Origin of the sequence: Nocardia barduliensis (assembly GCF_013315795.1) — a bacterium.
Taxonomy (GTDB): domain Bacteria; phylum Actinomycetota; class Actinomycetes; order Mycobacteriales; family Mycobacteriaceae; genus Nocardia; species Nocardia barduliensis.
Window position 1 is genome coordinate 1 of the sequence record NZ_JABLTE010000226.1, and the last position, 3,371, is coordinate 3,371.

General features: G+C 71.0%; 3 protein-coding genes. 2 read left to right on the forward strand and 1 reads right to left on the reverse strand.

Features of this window, described 5'->3' with window-relative positions; genetic code table 11:
* On the reverse strand, nt 1-200 hold a 200-nt coding region (locus tag HOV91_RS38650; RefSeq protein ID WP_217441603.1), incomplete at its 3' end, for a hypothetical protein.
* A gap of 10 nt (nt 201-210) precedes the next feature.
* On the opposite strand from HOV91_RS38650, the gene HOV91_RS40985 reads away from it, so the two are divergent.
* Both HOV91_RS40985 and HOV91_RS40990 read left to right on the forward strand, forming a co-directional pair.
* On the forward strand, nt 211-1,728 hold the full coding sequence (locus HOV91_RS40985; protein ID WP_174190124.1) for a TrbL/VirB6 family protein: 1,518 nt from the start codon (nt 211-213) through the stop codon (nt 1,726-1,728).
* A partial coding sequence (locus HOV91_RS40990; RefSeq protein ID WP_174190125.1) for a PrgI family protein occupies nt 1,725-3,371 on the forward strand: 1,647 nt, incomplete at its 3' end. The genes HOV91_RS40985 and HOV91_RS40990, both read left to right, overlap by 4 nt.

Genomic DNA, 3,371 nt, shown 5'->3' on the forward strand with positions numbered 1-3,371 from the left:
CCGGTGACCACCGCACCGGCCACACCCGCCCCGACAACCACTCCACCGACCACGACAACCCCGCGCCGGTGGGTGACACCGCCCTCGACCACCGCCCCGACACCGGCCCCCTCGACAACGACTGCGCCCGGCACGACAACGGCACCGACACCCGGATCCGGTTCGGGCTCGGGGTCGGCGGAGTGCGGGGTCACCAACATCAACGGTTGTGTGGAGAACGCGGTCGACGGGTTCTTCCGGCGCATCGTGGAGACCTCGCTCAACCCGCTACTGGAACTGCTCTCGCAAACCCTGCTCACCACACCCGAACCCGGGCAGATCCCCGAGATCGGCACTCTGTGGAATCAGTCCTGGCAGATCGTGGTCGCGCTCTACGTCCTGGTCGTGATGGCCGCTGGGGCGTTGTTGATGATGCGCGAGAGCGTCCAAACCCAATGGTCGATCCGCGAACTCGCACCCCGCCTGGTGATCGGCTTCGGGGCCGGGGGATTGAGCATGATGATCGCTACCGCCGGAATCGGTTTCGCCAACGCCCTCGCCGGTGCGCTGGCCGGAGACGGCGTCGACTCCGGCTCGGCCGCCGACGCGCTGACCGAGCTGGCGATTACCAGCAACCAGAGCCGAGGCGTGTTCGTGCTGCTGCAACTCGCGCTGTCGGTGATGCTGCTGGTGCTGCTCATCTCCTACGTCGTGCGGGTCGCGATCACGATCCTGCTGATCGTGTGCGCGCCCCTGGCGTTGATGTGTCACGGGCTGCCCGGCCTCGACGGCATCGCCCGCTGGTGGTGGCGCAGCTTCGCCGCGTGCCTGGCGATCCAGGTTGTGCAATCGCTGACGTTGGTGACCGTGTTGCGGGTGCTGCTCACCCCCGGTGGGTGGCATCTGTTCGGCCCGGACGCCAACGAGATTGCCGACCTCACTGTCGCTTTGGCGTTGATGTTCGTGTTGATCAAGACGCCGATGTGGCTGTTGTCGGTGCTCGAGATCGGGCAAGGTCGCAGCTTCCTGGGGTCGATCGTGCGCGGGTTTGTCGCCTATCAGACCCTCGGCATGCTCAAAGGAGCCACCTCGAGCAGTGCCCGCTCCGCCGCGTCGGGGGTATCGGCACGGCGACTTCCGCGCCCTGCCCGCGCCCCCCGAACGCCTCGCACCGCCACCAGCAATGGGCCGCCCGATCCGTACGCGCGGGTACGCCCGACACGGGACGGACAGCTCATGCTGCCCTTGGAAGGAGTCCGCCGGGTCGCGCGGCAACCCAGCCCGGCACCGGCCGAGGCGACCGGCACCCTACCGCCACGTCCCAGCCGGTCGGCGAGGGGACGCCAGCTCGCGCTGGACTTCACTGGGCCGGACCCGTACCGGGGCATCCGCGCCGGGGCCGGGGGACAGTACCCGCTCCCGATCCCGGTGCGCCGGGTCCGAACATCACCACCGGCTCCCGAGCCGCCGCCGCAGCGTCCCGGCCGTCGCGCAACACCGCAACAGCTCGCCTTCGACTTCACCGAGCCCACCCCGGCCGACCCGTACGCGCGTCTTCGCCCGACGCGCAGCGGCCAGTACCCGCTGCCGTTCCCCGTCACCCGGGCCAAAGCCGTTGCACCGCCACCGAACCCACCACAACCACCCGCACCGGCGCGTCCGGCAGGGCGGCAGCTGCATCTGCCCATGGCCGATCTGCCCGTGCGCCGCCGCGCGCCCCGCGCCCCGAGAGGAGGCACCCTCCAGTGAGCACCATCGTGCGCATCCCCGCCGACGTCGACCGCTCCGACCGGCTGCTGGGGCCCTTCACCGCCCGCCAGCTCGCCGTCCTGGCCACCACCGCCGTACTGCTGTATTCGACCTGGGCGGCGACTCGATCCTTGCTGCCTCTGTCGGTGTTCGCCGCTGTGGTGGCCCCGGTGTTCGTCGTGGTCGCGGTCGCGGTGCTCACTCGGCGCGACGGCCTGTCCGCCGACCTGCTGCTCGTCGCGGCTGTTCGCCACCGTCTCCGCTCACGCCACCTCATCCGGTCGCACGGTGGCACTCGTGCCCAGGCACCGCGCTGGATCACAACCCGCACCAAACCTCAACGTTCCCGGCTACCGGTGCCCGCCGAACTGTCAGCGAATCAGACACGCCTGCCCGAGTCGGTGTCGAGCAGCGGCAGCGGCGCTGTCGGGGTAATCGACCTCGGCGCCGACGGCCTCGCCGCCATCGCGGTCGCCGGAACCCTCAACCTGTCGCTGCGGACCCCGGCCGAACAGGACAGCCTCGTCGGCCAACTCGCGGGCTGGCTGCACACCCTGCGCCAACCAGTCCAGATCCTCGTCCGCTCGGCCCGCCTGGACCTGACCGAACACATCACCGGCCTGCACACCGCCGCCGCCCAGATGTCGCCCGACCTCGCCGCGTCGGCCCTCGACCACGCCGATCACCTCACCGAACTGGCTGCCCGCGAGGACCCGGTCCACCGGCAGGTACTGCTGATCTGGCGCGAACAGACCCAGATCCAGCCCACCAGCGGGCTACGTGCCCGGCTACCCGGACAGCGCCGGGCCCGACGCACACTGTCGGGTGGTGCGCGCCGGGCCGCCGAGTCCCGCCTCCTGCGCCGGATGAACGAGGCCGCCGATGTCCTGTCCCCGCTGGGGATCTCGGTGACCGCCCTCGACCATGATGCCGCGACCGCCGTGGTGGCCAGCTGCGCCAACCCCGAGGGTCTGGTGTCGGCCGCCGCCGACATCGCCGCCGCCGACACCGTGATCACCACCGACCCCGACACCCCGACACCGGACCCGTTCGCCGGGGAGGCGATCGACCGGTTCGCCCCCGAATCCCTCACCATCGGTACCCGCCATCTCGAGATCGGCTCCGATTGGAGTGCGACCCTCGCGGTCACCGGCTACCCGCGCGAGGTGACGGCCGGCTGGCTCGCGCCCCTGCTCTCACACCCCGGCAGAGTCGAGGTCGCGGTACACATCGAGCCGGTCGACCCGGCCACCGCCGCCACCCGGCTGCGCCGCCAGCAGGCCCGCCTCGAGTCCTCGAGGATGCACGACCTCGGGCGGGGCCGATTGACCGACCCGCAGGTCGACGTTGCGGTCGAAGACGCCGCTGACCTGTCGGCCCGCGTCGCGCGGGCCGAGGCAAGGTTGTTCCGGGTCGGGGTCTACCTGACCGTCCATGCCGCCTCGGAATCCGAGCTGGCCGACGAGGTAGCCGCCGTCCGCGCTCTGGCGGCGAGCCTGCTCGTGGACACCTGCACCCTGTCCTACCGGGCGGCTCAGGCGTGGGTGACGACCCTGCCGCTCGGGCTCGACCTGATCCGGGTCCAGCGGACCTTCGACACCACCGCCCTCGCCGCGGCATTCCCCTTCGACTCACCCCAACTC